Genomic DNA, 14,514 nt, shown 5'->3' on the forward strand with positions numbered 1-14,514 from the left:
CTATATTATTTTACTGGAAACGAAACGGGAAAATAGCCCTGCGCCGCTACTTGCAGGAAAAACCCTGCAATTCGAGACCGGCACGCATTTCGCCATAGGTCGAAGTGCGTTTCATGTCCATCGCCTTCATGAATCGGCAATCGTTGTCGATGTGCATGCGGAATCCAGTCATGGTCGGCTCGACCTCGCCCTTGCCGCTTGCACGCACGTGTTCTATCATCTGTTCGCGCCTGTCGCTCAGTTCGGGCGGCACGAACACGTCGGTGACGATGTCGACATTCTTGATTTCGTAGTCACCGAACACGAACGAAATGGTGACGAGGTTCTTGAGACCGTTGAACTGGCCGTTTACCTTGCAGACGAGATTCTTCTGCGTGTTCTTGACTTTTTTCGGCCTTGCCGCATTTGCCTTCACTTTCGGGTCCGGCGTATACTGCAGGGCGTTCAACAGATCTTCTTCCTTGACTGCCCCGACGAGCTGGTTGATAAACTTTCCGTCGCGGATGAAGAAGAATGTCGGAAACGCTTGAATCGGGAGTGAAGCCTTTATCTTGTCTATGTTCGGCTCGTCGATTCCCACGGTCGCAATCTTGATGTCGCTGTAATTTTTGGCGATGCCGATGAGGGTCGGAATCATGATGAGGCAGGGCGGGCAGCTTGTGGAAGTGATGTCCAGAATCACTGGCTTTTTCGACTGCAGGATTTCTTTCTCGAAGTTGCTGTCGTTTATCTTGACAATCTTGATGTCTTCGGCCGCCTGTGCGTTCCCTTTTGCAAACGCGAAACTGGCCGTGGCCAGAGCCACGGCGCAGATATTCGCGATTACCTTTACGAAGGAGGTTCTCATCTTCGGGAATTACACCTTGTCCAAAGCCTGCGTGAGGTCCGCGATGATGTCTTCGACGTTTTCGATACCGACGCTGAAGCGGATCAGGTCCGGAGCAACGCCTGCCTCGATCAACTGTTCGTCGCTGAGCTGACGGTGCGTGTGGCTTGCCGGATGCAGCACGCAGCTGCGGGCATCGGCCACATGGGTCACGATGCAGATCATCTTGAGGTTGTCCATGAACTGGATGCTCTTTTCGCGGCCACCCTTGATACCGAAGGTGAGCACGCCACACGGGAGCCCGCCCTTGAACTGCTTCTTGGCAAGTTCGTGGTACTTGTTGCCCTCGAGGCCCGCGTAATCGACCCAGGCCACCTTCGGGTGGTTCTGCAGGAACTTCGCGCAGGCGAGAGCGTTTTCGCAGTGGCGCGGCATGCGCAGATGGAGCGTTTCAAGGCCAACGTTCAGGAGGAACGCGTTCTGCGGAGCCTGGATGCTGCCGAGGTCACGCATCAGCTGGGCCGTAGCCTTCGTGATGAAGGCGCCCTTGCCGAAAGCCTTCGTGTAGGCAAGGCCGTGGTAGCTCGGGTCCGGTTCGGTGAGACCCTTGAACTTGTCGTGATGGGCTTCCCAGTCAAAGTTACCGCTATCCACGATGCAGCCACCCACAGCCATCGCGTGACCGTCCATGTACTTGGTGGTGGAGTGAGTCACGATGTCCACGCCGAATTCAATCGGGCGGCAAAGAATCGGAGTCGGGAACGTATTGTCCACAATCATCGGCACGCCGTGCTTGTGGGCGATGTCGGCGAAGCGCTTGAGGTCCAAAATCTTGCCGGCGGGGTTTGCCACCGTCTCGCCGAAGAAGCACTTGGTGTTCGGGCGGAAAGCCTTCTCGATTTCCTCGTCGCTAGCGTCCTGGTCCACGAACGTGCATTCGATACCGAGCTTCTTCATGGTAACGCTGAAGAGGTTGCTCGTACCGCCGTAAATAGCGCTGGTGCTGATGAAGTGGTCGCCCGCCTCGCAGATGTTGAACACGGCGAAGAAGTTCGCCGCCTGACCGGAACTCGTGAGCATCGCAGCGACACCGCCTTCCATGGCCGCAATCTTGGATGCCACGGCATCGTTGGTCGGGTTCTGCAGGCGCGTGTAGAAGTAGCCGCTGGCCTTCAGGTCGAACAGGTCGGCCATCGCGTTGCTGGACTCGTACTTGAAAGTGGTGCTCTGGTAGATGGGAAGGACGCGCGGTTCGCCGTTTTTCGGCTGCCAGCCGCCCTGTACGCACAAAGTTTCGATCTTGGACATTTTTGCCTCTTGTTTGTTATAGCCTTAAAATATAGATAGACGAAAGACGTGGTTCGACAAGCTCACCAACCTAGACGATAGATAATCTCATCGTATGGTCTTCGAAAAAGGCCGCCTTAGCATATCTTTTCGGTAGGTAAATATAGAAAAAGACTATACCTTGTCAATGCGTTTATGCAAATATTTGCATAAATTTAAAATCAACCGACGGCTAAGCATCCCTTTTTTCTATCTTTGTGGCCGATGACACCCGCGCGCAACAACATGGCCCTCTGGCATATCCTCGCCATCGCGACGATTGCGTTCTGGGGCACGAGTTTCGTGAGCACGAAGGTGCTGCTGAATCACGGTTTTACCGCGGTGCAGATTTTTACGTTGCGGTTCGCGGTCACCTACCTTATCCTGCTCGCGGCATCCCACAAGAAGTTCCGCTGCAAGAACTGGAAGCACGAAATCATCCTGTTCGTCTGCGGTATCACGGGCTGCACGCTCTATTTCTGGGCCGAGAACACGGCCCTCTCGCTTTCACCCAGCAGCAACGTCTCGCTCATCGTGTGCACGAACCCGCTGCTCACCATGATTTTCGGGGGCATCCTGTACAAGGCGGAGCGCCTCGGCAAGCGGCAGGTTGTCGGGTGCCTGATTACGTTTGTCGGGATGGTGCTCGTGGTGCTGAACGGGAAATTCATCCTGAAACTTTCGCCCGTGGGCGACATGCTCGCGTTCACCTCGTCCGTCATGTGGGCCATCTATTCGCTGGTCGTGCGCCAGTTCAACGGCGTGTATTCTACTTTGTTCATAACCCGCAAGATGTTCTTTTACGGGGCACTCATGTCGCTGCCCGCGCTATTCTTCGAGGCGGGTGGCGATATCCACAAAACGTTCGATATCCCGTGGCAAAATTTCGCGGAACCGGTCGTATCGTTCAACTTCGTCTGCCTCACGGTTTTCTCGTCGCTGCTCGGCTACCTCGCATGGAACAAGGTGCTGAAGCAGCTCGGCACGGTGCTCGCGAGCAACTACATCTACGCCATCCCGCTCGTCACCATCATCACGGCGGTCATCGCCCTCGGGGAACGCATCACGCCTGTCGCCATCGCGGGTGCGGTAGCGATTGTCGCGGGCATGGTCATGGCCGAGATGAAACGCGGTTCCTAGTCCGCGCTTCCTGATTTACTATTCCTTGACGCAACGCACGGCGTAGGCATAGTACCCGCGCTGCATGGATTCCTTCTCCATGTCGTACTGGTTCGAGAGTATCCAGGCGTAGTGATTCATGTTGTCTTCGCCCCAGAAATAGGCCTTGGTGCCCTCGCCGTCGCATTCGCCCGTCTTGGCGCGGTAACCTGCCGGGAGAGCGGAGAACCCGCTTGCGTTCGTGGCCGTTACGTTGTCTCCAAAAATCGTATTTTCCCATTCACCCACAGCGCGCAGGGAGCCGTTGTTGTCGCCGAACTCGCTCTTCGCCGTAGTGGTCAGGTCGCGCCAGTCGTCCGCAGTGGGGAGGCGCCAACCCTCGGGGCACACGGCCGTCGCGGCGTATTCCTGGTAAAGGCGGCCATACTTTTCGCAGTTCGCGGGAATGCCGTCGTAGCAGAAGCTTGAATCGATGGAACCCGTGGCGGTAGCACTGTTGTCATAGTTCAGGTTCTCGGCCATCCACGTGAGGCTGCCGATTTTCACGGTCTTGTAGCTCTTGCCGTCGCGGGAATCGGCGAGCGTGCCGTATTCCACGTTCGAGACGGCTGCGCTAGATGAACTGGACACACTTGTCTCGCTGCTGCTCGATTTTTCGCTACTACTCAGAACGACGTCCTTCGGTGTGGCGCTGGAGCTTGAAACCAAAATAATTTCGCCATAACTAGTAGGGCCAACGCTGACGCGGTCATACGCATTCGAAGAGGCGGGGTCATTTTGCGGGCCGGAAGACGAATCGGAATCGCAGGCGACAAGCGCAATCCCGAAGGCAAGAGCCGCGATTACAATGCTGCTGGAGCGTTTGAAGTTCATATTATCTTCTCCTACAAGTATTTTGTGTGCAATAAACAAATATAAAAACTAAATTTGACGCTGCAATGGTTTCTCGAAAATGTCTGATGGTAGCCTTGGGGCTTGCGACGGTGGCGGCGATGCTTGTCACGGCTTGGTGGTCTTTGCGCCCCGAAATCCCACCGGAAGTTCAGGAACAGATTGAAGACGATCTTGAAAAATGCGGCGGTGAACTGAAAGAGGCCCGCTGTGCGGTGAACGGCGTTGACGACTGGATATTCCTGCAGGAAAGTCTTGTCAACCTGGTGGTGGACTGGAAAGAAAACTTGAATTCCTTTGTCGCCTTCAACGATTCGCTGGAAGTGCGCGGTATCAAGCTGGTTGTGGTGCCGGTTCCGGACAAACTGCAAATCGAGGCGGAACATTATTCGGAAGAATTGTCGGGTGGGATTGTTGCTCCGCAATATGAAGAATGGGTGGATGCTTTGCAGGACGAAGGTGTTGTCGTTGTAGATGCCGTGGAGGAGTTTCTCGAAAAGAACGAGGAAACGCCCATGTTCGAGGCGTACGAAAGCCACTATACCAGCGCTGGCCGGCAATTGCTTGCCCAGATGATTGCCGATACCATCAACGAGATGGATTTGGATGTCCCGAGGGGAGAGTGGTTCCTGCGCGATACGGTTGTCCCCGGCTCTGGGAATCTTTACCACCTGAAGTATAACAGCTATCCCGATTACGACGTGCGTGTGCTGAAGACCGTAGATGCCGAAGGTAAACGCTACCATGGTTCCAAGGACGCTCCCATCGTGGTTATCGGCGACAGCAATGCCGATTTTGGCTGGAACAGTTCTTCCAATATCGGCGCTTACATAGCGCAGGCGACAGGGATAAAGACCTTTACCCGCAGCCGAATCGGTGGGGGGAACCTGGGCCCGACCTTGTTCAAGGGCCGTTCAAAATTCCTGGAAGGCAAAAAGATGGTTGTCTGGGTATTCGACGGCCGCGAGCTTTACGGCGATTTCAGCATGCCGGAATTCTAGCTCTAGTGGATATCCATCTTCGAGAAAAGATTCAGCACGGCAACGCCGGAAATAATCAGGACGAGCCCGATAATGGCGCCCAAATCCGGCATCTGCTTGAAAAAGAAAATGCCGCTGACGGTAATGAGCGCGATGCCGAGCGCCGACCAGGTGGCATATGCGATGCCGATGGGGATAGTCCGCATGCAAAGGCTTAGCAGATAAAGCGACGCCACGTAGCAGACGAGCGATGCGATGGAAGGGACGAGTTTGGTGAACTGTTCCGACATCTTGAGCAGTGTGGTGCCGGCGGCTTCCGCAACAATGGCGAGGATAAGGAATACGTAGTTGAGCATAGGGAGAATATACAAATTAATTGTTATATTGTAACCATGCCGAGTTCAGAGAAGTTTCGTGACCACGTTTTGGAGCAGTTCAATGGGGAGCTGCTTGAAGGTGGTTTCCGCGTGACCACCCGCAAGATGATGGGCGAGTACATTCTGTATGCCGACGGGAAAATCTTCGGCGGGATTTACGATGACCGCCTGCTGGTGAAGCCCGTGCCGGCGGCTGTGGCGATGCTCCCCGGCGCAAAGAAGCAATTACCCTACGATGGTGCGAAGCCCATGCTCCGCGTGACCAACGAACAGATTGAAGACAGCGAATTTTTGGCGAAGCTTCTGGACGCGATGCTGCCGGAAGTGCCCGCCCCGAAAGCGAAGAAGAAATAATCCCGACGAACGCACGGAATTTGCTGATAACCTACGCTCATTTTCAAGTGCGTTAATATATCTTCATGGATATGGGGGTTAGGTATGTTCTCGCCGAAACACAATTTGCGGATTGTTCTAGCATGCGTGTGCATGCTTGTTTTTCCGGCATGGGCGGGTTCCTCGAATTCGAACAGTGATGATAAGCCTTCTGTGCTGGATGTGATTTTTGGTATTGCCGAATGGGCGACTTCGTGCAGAGACGACGATTATGATTGTAAAAAGCGCCAAGGTGAATATCACAAGCGCGAAAATGATGAAAATGCGCGCCGAGCCAAGGAAAATCAGAAAAAATGGCGCGAGAAGAATCGAAATTACAAGACGGGCTACTTGGGAATTGCGCTGACCATGCCTTTCTTTGCTGAAGAAAAAGATGTGGCGGGAGGTGCGGAACTTGTTTGGGCTTTTGTTTCCCGGTTTGGTGAACTTTTTATGTCGTTTGGTGGCGGCACTAATTTATCGATGGCATTTGTCGATGCAAACGTCTTTTACAGGCCGCCAATCGACATGAACGGTATTTGGAAAATTGCGCCCGAAGTCGGTATTGGCGTCACGTCTTATGAGCCGTTCGATAGCGACGATTATGTTGAACCCTTGTACCATTATTCAGTGGGCGTGCGCTACGAGCATACCCTGCAAAGCCGCAAGAACATCATCGAGGACGAGGACGTGCTTATCAACGGCGTGAGCGCCGGTTGCGCCGTGTGGATGAACTACGCCGATTTTGCCGGCGTCAAGTGCGACATCCGATTTGGATTGTATTTGTAAGTCCGTTTTATTTGATGAAGTCCACGAATTGTTGGATGGGATGAATCCGGGTTTTGCCTAGATATTCTATTTTATAGATAATGGCCCGCGGAATTTTATGGATTGTGTTGGTGGTGTGCGCCCTGCTGCTTGCGGGGTGCTCAAGTCATCCGCCTTCTGCGGCGCAGTTCATGAATGTGAAAGAAGACGAAGGTGATATTGTTGTTGGAGGGACCGCTAAAATCGGAGACCTCCATCGAGGCAAGAATCGGTTGCAGAGTGACTATTCTGATGTAGAACTCTTTGGTGATTTAGATGTTTCTCTTTTGTTTAGATACAGCCATTTGGTTCTGGGACTTTATTCGGAAAATCTTTATTCGATAAGCGGCCTTGCTGGTTCCCGATGGGAATATGTAGGAATTCAAGGCTGGTTCGGTATGTCTGTTTTAGTGGTTGACAAGCAAGTCCCTATTTACGGCGGATTGATGTTGATCGAAGAATATCCTGTAAGTAAAAATCTTAGAGTGGGGCTAAGTGAACACATTTCGCGTAATGCCCACGGTGTAGATAAGAATGAAGCTGGTTTAGGTTCTCCGGCTACGGGTTTTTATCATGAGTTTGGTACCGGAATTTATTTGGCGTATAAGGCCTTTTCGGTAGAGTTGCGATATGGACGGGAAATTGATGAACCGAGAAATCGCTTTTATTTTATGATAAATTATGGCTTTGATTCTGATGGCTAGTTTTTTAAAAAGGGCGGTCCCCCCCCGTCTATGCTTTTACGAAAAGCAGTTCTTGACGCATGCTTCGAGGATTGCGGCGAATGCGAGCAGGGTTATGCCGTACTTGGGGCGGAGCCTCTTGATTATGGGGAAGAACGCGTTGATGATGTACAAAGTAGATGCGACCAGGTAGCCTAACGCGATGATGTATGCAGGCTGGCCCAGGCCGGAATAGAACAGGCCGTCGTATTCCCCGCGGGCGAAAGTTTCTAGGGAAAAGAAGAAAAGGAACGATGCGATGCTTAGGGCAATCTTGAAGTTCCTGAGCCAGAAATCTTCGGGAGGGAGGTTCGCTGACGGATCCTTGTCTTTCCAGATGTGCTTATTGAAAAAGGGGATGCATGTCGAATACCAGATGAAAATCCCGAATGCGGGGAGGAACTTGGCAAATTCGAAAACGTGCCAAAGTTGAAGGCTCTTGATTACGGAGGGGTCGCTGGCGATGGAGAACAGTAAACCGTCTTCAAGGCGGCCGCGTGGTCCGCGAAGTAAAACGAGAACGTAAATTGCGAATACGATTCCGAAGAGTATCAGGAACTGCTTAAATCCCTTTTTGTCGGGCAGGGGCTGCGGCTGCTTGAGGATTTTTTCCTCGTAAATTTTGAGATCTTTATCGGTAAAATGTGTCATATTTTGCAATAAATGTAACTTAAAAGGGGAAGATTTGCTTTTTTCGGGGCAATTTTTGTATTTTAATGTCCGTAAAAATTTTAGAGGTACACTAATGGATATTCAGGAACTTTCGGAAAAGGTGCGCCAGCAGAGTGCTTTTTGCATGAATTTGCTGCGTGAAGTGGAAGGGACGGTGATTGGCCAGAAGGCTCTGGTCGAAAGCATTCTGACGGGTATTTTGGCGGACGGTCACGTGCTGCTGGAAGGCTTGCCGGGCCTTGCCAAGACGACTGCGGTGAAGGCTTTTGCCGATGCTGTGTCGCTGGACTTCAAGCGCATCCAGTTCACTCCCGACCTGTTGCCGGCCGACTTGCTGGGTACCACGATTTACAACGCGAAGGAAGCGAAGTTCGAAACCCGTAAGGGCCCGCTCTTCACGAACCTCGTGCTCGCCGATGAAATTAACCGTGCTCCGTCGAAGGTGCAGAGCGCCCTCCTCGAAGCCATGCAGGAACGCCACATCACGATTGGCGACGAGACGTTCAAGCTGGACGAGCCGTTCCTGGTGCTTGCCACGCAGAACCCCATCGAGCAGGAAGGTACGTATCCGCTGCCCGAAGCCCAGGTGGACCGTTTCCTGTTGAAGGTGAAGGTCAGCTACCCGAACAAGGCCGACGAAATGAAGATTCTCGACGCCGTTGCCGGTGCGGGGCTGCGCCAGCCGCAGGCTGTCGCCACGAAGGAAGATATCCTTGCCGCCCGCCAGCTCGTGAAGCAGGTGTACGTGGACGAACGCGTGCGCGAATACATCGTGAACCTGGTGCTTGCGACCCGCGATCCGGGCAGCATCAAGCGCAGCGACCTGGTGGGCTTTGTGGAAGTGGGCGCCTCGCCGCGTGCATCCATCGGCCTTGCCCAGGCTTCGAAGGCTCATGCGTTCATCCAGGGCCGCGCCTACGTGACGCCGGAAGATGTGAAGGCCGTCGCGATGGAAGTGCTCCGCCACCGCATTATCCTCAGTTACGAGGCCGAAGCGGAAGAAGTCTCCGCCGAGACTGTGGTGCAGAAGATTCTGGATTCTGTTGAGGTTCCGTAGTCGCGGCCATCTCTAACCGACATTGTTATCTCGCACTCGTTGCGGGATCTCCACTTACATAAGCCGGGCCTTGAGCTCGGCTTTCACTTTTTTGAGGTCGCCGCTGGTGAGAATGGGAATGAGACTGTTGATTTCGTCGATGGGCTTGTCCCACCACTTGAACTTGAGCAGAAGTGCGGTGAGTTCGTCGTCGAATCGCTTGCGGATGAGTTTGGCAGGGTTCCCTGCCACGATGGTGTAGGGCTCCACGTCGCTTGCTACGACGGAGTTTGCCCCGATGATGGTACCGTCGCCGATGTGAACGCCTGGGAGAATCGTCACATTCTGCCCGATCCACACGTCGTTCCCGATGACGGTATCGCCTTTGAACGGCATATCTTCGCGGGCGGGCGGTGCCATGTCCCAGCCCTGCAGCGTGTAGAACGGGAAGGTGGAAACCGCATTCATCTGGTGGTTCGCCCCGTTCATGACGAATTCCACGCCGGAGGCAATTTGGCAAAATTTGCCGATGATGAGTTTGTCTCCAATGAAGTTGTAATGGTGCGTCACGTGGCTCTCGAAATCCGAATCGGCAATGTAGGTGAAATCGCCCACGATTATATTCGCTCTCTTGAGCGTCGGCTTCACGTAGATTTCCTTGTCGTAGCCCGCGATGGGGTGGATTGTATTCGGGTCGGGTCTTGTTATCATAGCGGGAAACCTTTTGCTAAACGTCACTTTTCTTTTTTGCGGTTTTTCAAGCACGTCTTTTGCTTTTTATGGGCGTGTTTCGTCATGGGCAGATGAAATTGTAATAATGTCATCGAAACAGCAATCCTCTTCGTTGACTTCGCATGCGCAGCCACACATGCCAGATAATTTTGGGATGATGAATTCTCCCTTGCTCCACCGGGTGTATAGGGAATCGTCTATCGTCTGGATTTTCTTTTGCAGGGAAGGATCCGACGATATGTCGCATTTGAATCTGCCAAAATGCAGTGCAGGCTCGGCATTTATGAAGCATGCCAGAAAGAGGATTGTTTTCAGCACCGATTTCATCTCAAGAAGAATAATAGTTTAATTCTGTTGGCGGTGGGCGTCCTGTTCGAAAATCGTCTTGATGTATGCCTGCACCTGCTTGACGGAGAGAGGGGTGTTGCCGCTTTCGAAGGTGGCGATGAAGTTCTTGCCGAGGATGTAGCCGCTGGCGGCGTATCGGGAGATTTTCTGCACGGCGTTTTCGGTGTAGTCGGGGTCGCCCATCAGGCCGAAGTGCTCCCAGATGATTTCTTCGCGGGAGCTGGTGCGCAGGCAGGTGAAATCGGGGTAGAGCGTACCCCAGCCTTTGACGCTGGTAGGGTATTCGTAGCGGAAGGGGATGCCTGCGCGATTGAGCGCGTCTGCGATGATGACTTCGGATTTTGAGCGGACGCGCACGCCCGTGCTCGTGAAGAATTCGGGTGCGTTGATTTCGAAGGGCTTGCCGGTGTAGGGGAGGTGCTGCCATGCAGCGATGAAATCCTCGTCGGGCTCGCGCACGGGCGTCACAAGGGGGCGGCGGCCGGGGTGTAGCCCCGTGAACGCGGTGTCGATTTCTTCGGGATGGTAATTCTCCGTCAGGTTGTTGAGTGCGATGATTTGCCTGCCGATGATGCCTGCGACAGCCGCGTTGTAATCGCGTTGCGCGATTGCCGCCGCCCTGCGTCGTTCCTTGCGGGGGAGGTATTTTCCGTTAGAGTTGCTGCCCTTGTCTACGAGATAGTATTGCGACCGGTCATGGTTGGTTATGACTCGCAATCTTCCTGTGGGTTGCTTTCCCTTGGGGAGTTTAGCCTTCAGTGCGATCAGTTGCTGAATCCGCTCGTTGGCGATTTGAATGAGTTGGTCTGCCATTTCCGTTCCCTTTTTCTGTGAAACAAAAAAGCGCTGATACGCCGTTTTAACGGACGATATCAACGCTTATGTGTCCCTAATATACAAAGTGTGTGGCAAAAAAACAAGTTGATGCTTTAGGCGGCAGTTGGATAGCATTTTTTTTGACTTTTGAACGTCTGTTTTGCGGGGGCTTACATACCAAAGACGTAAATAGTGGTGGTTGGTATGTAAAAAAGGTTGCGAAAGAGCGAAAAGTGTCCCAAATGGGGTCGCGGATGACGAAATTAGGGCGATTTTTGCTTAGTTTGTCTGTGTTTTGGCTATTTTTTACATACTAAAACATTGCTTCGGGAAAATAGGTATGTAAGGTCTGTGAATGCTGGTTGCGGATTGCATACTAATTGAACTTTTTTGGTGTTTTAGTATGTAAATAGATGCGTTTTCCCCGCTCCTAGACGACTTCTCTGAGGTTCGCGGGCGTTATTTTGCAACCTATAGGCGGTTTTCCGCAGGCCGTCGCGATGGAAGTGCTCCGCCACCGCATTATCTTAAGCTACGAGGCCGAAGCGGAAGAAGTCTCCGCCGAAACCTTCGTGCAGAAGATTCTCGACAGCGTCGAAGTGCCGTAAACTTCGCGATCATCTTTGGCGCATTAAACCTGCGCAGGAATCGCACAGAAATCATATGAGAAAGAAGAACGCCCCGACAAGAGGCGTTCTTTTACTATTTTAAAAATTATGAAATCCTGGCAACTCCTATTTATGCTGAATAGCGCCATTCTTGCTTTGGTACTTTTGGGGGCGTGCTCTAATTCTCAAATGGATGAGGGATTGGACGACGAAAGCCGGTCTGCAGAACGCGATGTAGCGGTTCCCGAAGTTGAACTGGATTCACTGCGGCCAGGAATGATGCGAATTAAGTCGAACGGTGCCTCGGTTTTGCTGGGTGACGACCGAATGCGGGTGAAACTGGATTACGATTACTCGCTCGGAATTCACGAGGTGACGTGTGGGGAATTCGCTCAAATTTCTGAAAAGGAAACGTGGTATTTTTATTTGGACTGTACGCAAGACGACTTGCCTGTGACTAATGTGTCTTATTTCGATGCGGTCCTTTTTGCGAACGCTTATGGTAGAGTGCATGGTTACGATTCGGTTTATGTCTATCACCGTGCGGTCTTTAACTCGAAGGGGCACTGCGTTAATCTCGAGGGACTGAATGTTCGGACGGATGTAGATGGCTTTCGTTTGCCGACCGAAGCGGAATGGGTGATGGCGGCATCGTTGTCGTGGGATCCTGAAAGATACGGCTGGACTTCCGCTAATTCGAATTACGAACTCCATGCTCCTTGCGCGTTCCCGGATTCGATGGGCTTCTGCGACTTGGCGGGTAACGCTCTCGAACTGACAAATGATTGGCTTGGTAATCTCGGCGACTCCGTTGTAAAAAACTTTGTTGGTCCCCCGACGGGAAACGCCTTGTTCGAGAAGGTGGTCAAGGGCGGAACGGCGTATGGGCTTGGTGTTGAGATGAATTGGAATAATCGGGTCGACGTCTATCCTGTGACGGCCTCGACGATTTCTGTTTACATGGGTTTTCGTTTAGCATTTGGAAAGATTCCTGATGCTGTCTGGATGGATGGGCGTGGTGATGTCGCGACGGAGCTGATAAAAATGAAAGCATTCTCATTGGACATGCGCGAAAAAATCGGGACTGTGCATGCGAAGCTCGCTTTTCGGAACGATATGACGGGTAACCTGGTTTATGTGGATTTTGGGGGTGGTGCGCCGGGTGCGGTGGAAATTCTCGATAGTGTTCCTGTATTCCATCCTGAAATTTCACCGGATGGAAAGAAAGTTGCGTTCTGCACGGGTGTTGAAGGTGTTGATGCGCCTTCGGCTGTTTATGTGAGGAATTTGGATGTAGCTGGTAGCGGGCTTGTTAAGCTTGAAGTAGAGAATGCGGCAATTCCGCGATGGAACGTGGATTCGAATGGGGATACCTCTATTGTATATGTAGATAATACCGGGGACAATACGGACGATGCGAATTTTCTTGCTGCAGCGACATGGCTGGTGCCTTTCTCTGACGGACGTTTCGGTGTGCCAAGAAAACTGATGGATGGTGCTTACCATGGCGGTTTGTCGCCAGACGGAAGTCGTGCTGTTTCAGGTGCTCGACGGCTGCGTGCGCATGTGGATGGAACAGACGAAATTTGGTATGACGGTGAACAGGCCTGCAATGCTTCACTTTCGAAGGATGGCTCGAACCAAACGCTTTTCTTGGATTTTGGTGGCGATGCCGGCAGAATGTTTGCACACGAAAAATATGGAGTTCACGAACGTTTACTTGTTGTCGATAGTACGGGGTCGCTTGTTCGAGCTATCCCTGCACCGGAAGGTTATTCCTTCGACCATACAGAATGGGTGGATCGTGAAAACTGGGCTGTCGCATCGCTCGCGGATTCGGATGGAAAACATTCAAAAATAGTGTTGGTGAGCATCGCAGATTCTAGCGTGGTGGCTTTGGTCGAGGGGGAAGAACTTTGGCATCCGAATTTATGGGTGATGCCCCGGGTTGCGTCGGGAACGACATATCTTGACTTGGACAGTGCTGGCGTGTACTGGGATCCCATTTTACAAAGTGGTTCAAAATCTGCTGCGTTGAAGATGCGTATGTTCTGGGATACGTTCGACTCCCTGGAGGTAATTGCCGTCGGAAGTTCGCGTACGGAGAGGGGCTTTGATCCTTTGAAGATTTCGAGGCCTGCCTTTAATTTTGGCTTTATAGGCGAAGACTTGTGGGGCGAACTTTATTTGTTAGAAAATTATGTTGTTCCTCATGCTCGTAATCTTAAGTATTTGATTGTCGAAATTTCGCCCGACTTGATGACCAATGATCCTTTTGCGAGAATGCGTGAGGTGTTTGAACAGGCTCCAGGGTATTTCTACGATAGAAACCATGGATTCTGGAACGATAGCGTACCCGAAGCCTTTGTTCGCCTAGTTGATATCAATGTCGTCTATACGTTGAATGACTCGACGCAATATGTCAATACGCGTGGCTTGAATAGGATGGAATCGGGCGGTTGGGGTGAAGATCCTGAGATAAAGCAGGGTGCTATATTGTTCGATAGCAAACGTAGACATTATGCGAACGTGGTCGATAGCTTGGTTGCTTTTGTCGACCGCATGCAAGGTAAGGGCTTTGTGATAATTGGTCTCATTTATCCGCAGTCTCCAAAATATGCGGACACGGAATGTTTCGGTCGACACGGAACGCCCAGGGATTTGGCGGAGGAAACTGTGGCGTATCTTGACTCTCTTGCCGGGGGGTATCCATACTTTGTCTTGATGGATGAGAACAAGTTTGGTGCGCACGATTATCCGGACTCGATGGCGAACGATTATGACCATCTCAGCGCAGTCGGGGCGGAACGCTTGTCTGTTCGGCTGGATTCCTTGATAAAGACGTTGGAATAAATCTCGATGTTGGTAACCTAAAGTCAATA

At 52.1% G+C, this 14,514-nt stretch carries 14 protein-coding genes and 1 pseudogene; 8 read left to right on the forward strand and 7 right to left on the reverse strand.

Translation table 11 applies throughout. The annotated features are described in order from the left end of the window. Positions 1-46: 46 nt before the first annotated feature. Both B2952_RS05715 and B2952_RS05720 read right to left on the reverse strand, forming a co-directional pair. A complete protein-coding gene (locus tag B2952_RS05715) occupies positions 47-847 on the reverse strand; it encodes a thioredoxin family protein (protein ID WP_173381600.1) in 801 nt (266 codons plus the stop codon). A gap of 9 nt (positions 848-856) precedes the next feature. After that, positions 857-2,134, reverse strand: coding sequence for an O-acetylhomoserine aminocarboxypropyltransferase/cysteine synthase family protein (locus tag B2952_RS05720; RefSeq protein WP_072807659.1), 1,278 nt, complete (start codon positions 2,132-2,134; stop codon positions 857-859). A gap of 243 nt (positions 2,135-2,377) precedes the next feature. Between B2952_RS05720 and B2952_RS05725 the strand changes: the two genes are divergently transcribed. Beyond that, entirely contained in the window at positions 2,378-3,292 is a 915-nt protein-coding gene (locus B2952_RS05725) for a DMT family transporter (RefSeq protein WP_290729740.1), read from the forward strand. An 18-nt stretch (positions 3,293-3,310) separates the two neighbouring features. Here B2952_RS05725 and B2952_RS05730 read toward each other — a convergent pair whose 3' ends face one another. Continuing rightward, positions 3,311-4,144, reverse strand: coding sequence for an FISUMP domain-containing protein (locus tag B2952_RS05730; protein ID WP_290729737.1), 834 nt, complete (start codon positions 4,142-4,144; stop codon positions 3,311-3,313). A gap of 65 nt (positions 4,145-4,209) precedes the next feature. Here B2952_RS05730 and B2952_RS05735 point away from each other — a divergent pair, with 65 nt between their 5' ends. Then, positions 4,210-5,163, forward strand: coding sequence for an alginate O-acetyltransferase AlgX-related protein (locus B2952_RS05735; protein ID WP_290729734.1), 954 nt, complete (start codon positions 4,210-4,212; stop codon positions 5,161-5,163). Positions 5,164-5,165: 2 nt separating this feature from the next. On the opposite strand, the gene B2952_RS05740 is transcribed toward B2952_RS05735, so the two are convergent. Continuing rightward, a complete protein-coding gene (locus B2952_RS05740) occupies positions 5,166-5,498 on the reverse strand; it encodes a DMT family transporter (RefSeq protein WP_290729731.1) in 333 nt (110 codons plus the stop codon). 36 nt (positions 5,499-5,534) lie between these two features. On the opposite strand from B2952_RS05740, the gene B2952_RS05745 reads away from it, so the two are divergent. The 3 genes from B2952_RS05745 to B2952_RS05755 all read left to right on the forward strand — a co-directional run bounded on the left by B2952_RS05745 (position 5,535) and on the right by B2952_RS05755 (position 7,402). After that, positions 5,535-5,873: a TfoX/Sxy family protein gene (locus tag B2952_RS05745; RefSeq protein WP_290729729.1), complete on the forward strand. Its 339-nt coding sequence runs from the start codon at positions 5,535-5,537 to the stop codon at positions 5,871-5,873. An 84-nt stretch (positions 5,874-5,957) separates the two neighbouring features. After that, the gene (locus B2952_RS05750; protein WP_290737279.1) at positions 5,958-6,680 is read left to right on the forward strand and encodes a hypothetical protein; all 723 of its coding nucleotides are present in this window, start codon (positions 5,958-5,960) and stop codon (positions 6,678-6,680) included. 80 nt (positions 6,681-6,760) lie between these two features. Further along, complete coding sequence (locus tag B2952_RS05755; protein WP_290735205.1) at positions 6,761-7,402, forward strand: hypothetical protein; 642 nt, start codon at positions 6,761-6,763, stop codon at positions 7,400-7,402. Positions 7,403-7,438: 36 nt separating this feature from the next. Here the strand turns inward: B2952_RS05755 and B2952_RS05760 are convergent, their stop codons facing one another. Further along, the gene (locus B2952_RS05760) at positions 7,439-8,071 is read right to left on the reverse strand and encodes a hypothetical protein (protein ID WP_290735208.1); all 633 of its coding nucleotides are present in this window, start codon (positions 8,069-8,071) and stop codon (positions 7,439-7,441) included. Positions 8,072-8,165: 94 nt separating this feature from the next. On the opposite strand from B2952_RS05760, the gene B2952_RS05765 reads away from it, so the two are divergent. Continuing rightward, positions 8,166-9,149 carry an AAA family ATPase gene (locus B2952_RS05765; RefSeq protein WP_072807678.1) on the forward strand — a complete coding sequence of 328 codons (984 nt, stop codon included), beginning with the start codon at positions 8,166-8,168 and terminating at the stop codon, positions 9,147-9,149. A gap of 54 nt (positions 9,150-9,203) precedes the next feature. Here the strand turns inward: B2952_RS05765 and B2952_RS05770 are convergent, their stop codons facing one another. Both B2952_RS05770 and B2952_RS05775 read right to left on the reverse strand, forming a co-directional pair. Then, a complete protein-coding gene (locus tag B2952_RS05770; RefSeq protein ID WP_290735211.1) occupies positions 9,204-9,839 on the reverse strand; it encodes a CatB-related O-acetyltransferase in 636 nt (211 codons plus the stop codon). A 366-nt stretch (positions 9,840-10,205) separates the two neighbouring features. Continuing rightward, on the reverse strand, positions 10,206-11,021 hold the full coding sequence (locus B2952_RS05775; protein ID WP_290735214.1) for a hypothetical protein: 816 nt from the start codon (positions 11,019-11,021) through the stop codon (positions 10,206-10,208). 497 nt (positions 11,022-11,518) lie between these two features. Here B2952_RS05775 and B2952_RS05780 point away from each other — a divergent pair. After that, positions 11,519-11,632: pseudogene (locus B2952_RS05780) on the forward strand (ATPase); the annotation flags it as partial. A gap of 108 nt (positions 11,633-11,740) precedes the next feature. Beyond that, entirely contained in the window at positions 11,741-14,485 is a 2,745-nt protein-coding gene (locus tag B2952_RS05785) for a TIGR02171 family lipoprotein (protein WP_290735220.1), read from the forward strand. The last annotated feature ends 29 nt before the right edge of the window (positions 14,486-14,514 follow it).

Source organism: Fibrobacter sp. UBA7003, from assembly GCA_002449765.1.
GTDB lineage: Bacteria > Fibrobacterota > Fibrobacteria > Fibrobacterales > Fibrobacteraceae > Fibrobacter.

Excerpts from the sequence above, each read along its gene's own strand:
- B2952_RS05715 (WP_173381600.1), bottom strand. The coding sequence starts at position 847 with ATGAGAACCTCCTTCGTAAAGGTAATCGCGAATATCTGCGCCGTGGCT.
- B2952_RS05720 (WP_072807659.1), bottom strand. The coding sequence starts at position 2,134 with ATGTCCAAGATCGAAACTTTGTGCGTACAGGGCGGCTGGCAGCCGAAA.
- B2952_RS05725 (WP_290729740.1), top strand. The coding sequence starts at position 2,378 with ATGACACCCGCGCGCAACAACATGGCCCTCTGGCATATCCTCGCCATC.
- B2952_RS05730 (WP_290729737.1), bottom strand. The coding sequence starts at position 4,144 with ATGAACTTCAAACGCTCCAGCAGCATTGTAATCGCGGCTCTTGCCTTC.
- B2952_RS05735 (WP_290729734.1), top strand. The coding sequence starts at position 4,210 with ATGGTTTCTCGAAAATGTCTGATGGTAGCCTTGGGGCTTGCGACGGTG.
- B2952_RS05740 (WP_290729731.1), bottom strand. The coding sequence starts at position 5,498 with ATGCTCAACTACGTATTCCTTATCCTCGCCATTGTTGCGGAAGCCGCC.
- B2952_RS05745 (WP_290729729.1), top strand. The coding sequence starts at position 5,535 with ATGCCGAGTTCAGAGAAGTTTCGTGACCACGTTTTGGAGCAGTTCAAT.
- B2952_RS05750 (WP_290737279.1), top strand. The coding sequence starts at position 5,958 with ATGTTCTCGCCGAAACACAATTTGCGGATTGTTCTAGCATGCGTGTGC.
- B2952_RS05755 (WP_290735205.1), top strand. The coding sequence starts at position 6,761 with ATGGCCCGCGGAATTTTATGGATTGTGTTGGTGGTGTGCGCCCTGCTG.
- B2952_RS05760 (WP_290735208.1), bottom strand. The coding sequence starts at position 8,071 with ATGACACATTTTACCGATAAAGATCTCAAAATTTACGAGGAAAAAATC.
- B2952_RS05765 (WP_072807678.1), top strand. The coding sequence starts at position 8,166 with ATGGATATTCAGGAACTTTCGGAAAAGGTGCGCCAGCAGAGTGCTTTT.
- B2952_RS05770 (WP_290735211.1), bottom strand. The coding sequence starts at position 9,839 with ATGATAACAAGACCCGACCCGAATACAATCCACCCCATCGCGGGCTAC.
- B2952_RS05775 (WP_290735214.1), bottom strand. The coding sequence starts at position 11,021 with ATGGCAGACCAACTCATTCAAATCGCCAACGAGCGGATTCAGCAACTG.
- B2952_RS05785 (WP_290735220.1), top strand. The coding sequence starts at position 11,741 with ATGAAATCCTGGCAACTCCTATTTATGCTGAATAGCGCCATTCTTGCT.